Genomic DNA, 1253 nt, shown 5'->3' on the forward strand with positions numbered 1-1253 from the left:
GTTTATCAGCATCTTCAGTTTCATCAGGCGTTTGATGTTGATAATCTTGATGTTGATTTAGGAAAATTTCATCAATGATTCAGAATACTCATTCATCATTTTACATATTGAATAAAAAACTGAATATTATAAATTTCTTTCATTTCAAACCTGTTTATATTTAATCAATTAACCCGTTGTCCATCACAAACGAAGCTGGCATGTAAAGAAGGACTTTTGAAAAAAGGTGAATTGCTTCTTATGAACATTCTAGGGTGCTAAAATCTGCGCAAATATTGAATGCTGAAAAAAGAATGATGATATCCGCGCATGACCGCAATAAAAATAATATCCTATATCTTATCGAAATTTTTATGCCACCTATCATTTACAAAACAACAACAGTAACAATACAATAAAGCATACTTTACTTTTATTATAATTTGACCTCAAACTCCCTCTGTTTGTTCTAAAAACAAGTATTTATCCAAAACTCTTAAGTAAATATCCTAAAAAAGGGAACAAATAGCGTATAAATGATATAAACGTGAATAAAGTTCTAAAACAAAATTCAAAACAATGCATAAAACTCATCAAGACTAAACTTATGATCTATAAAAATTAATAAAGAAATGGACAAAAACAATCATCAATATCGTCTCTTTTGAAAGCTTATGCCACAAGCATTTAGCGTTTAATCTTCTCACATTCACAATGAAATCTGTCCTCATATCTTAACATCAAAAATTTTAGAAAAATTCCTCATCGCATAAAAGAAAGCATCTATTGTAATCTTTTATATCAAAAAAATAACCATATTGATGAAGCAAAATAAATTTCAATACATTAAAAGGCAGAAAATCTTCTGCCTTTTAACTAAAAATACATATTGCACCTTTTCAAAAAAGATGGCGCAATCCAGCAGAGAAACTCGTTCCAGAAAAACCAATTTTCTTAAATCTATGCTGATAAGTGACATCTCCACGAAGAGAAAGTTTTGTTGAGAGACGGGCATTAAACCCAACCCCTGCTTCCAAAGAAGAACCAAAGAAACCTAACTGAAAATCGTTTTTAAAAGAAACGAATTGCTTATCTTCAAAACTATGCAAATAAGAAAGCTTACTATAAAAAGAAACTTCACGTCCCTCTTCAGAAGCATTAAGCGTCTTGCTTAAACGCCCACCAACACGCCCCACCCATTGATGAAATTTTCCTAAATCAACATCAAGATTATCAACATCAAACGCCTGATGAAACTGAAGATGCTGATAAAC

At 30.9% G+C, this 1253-nt stretch carries 1 protein-coding gene; it reads right to left on the bottom strand.

What is annotated here, in order from left to right; translation table 11 throughout:
* Positions 1-878: 878 nt before the first annotated feature.
* Positions 879-1253 (bottom strand): autotransporter outer membrane beta-barrel domain-containing protein (locus ACFIN0_RS09710; protein WP_375611018.1); only part of this gene is annotated, 375 nt, incomplete at its 5' end.

It is taken from the genome of Bartonella sp. AA89HNZF (genome assembly GCF_042196905.1).
Taxonomy (GTDB): Bacteria; Pseudomonadota; Alphaproteobacteria; order Rhizobiales; family Rhizobiaceae; genus Bartonella.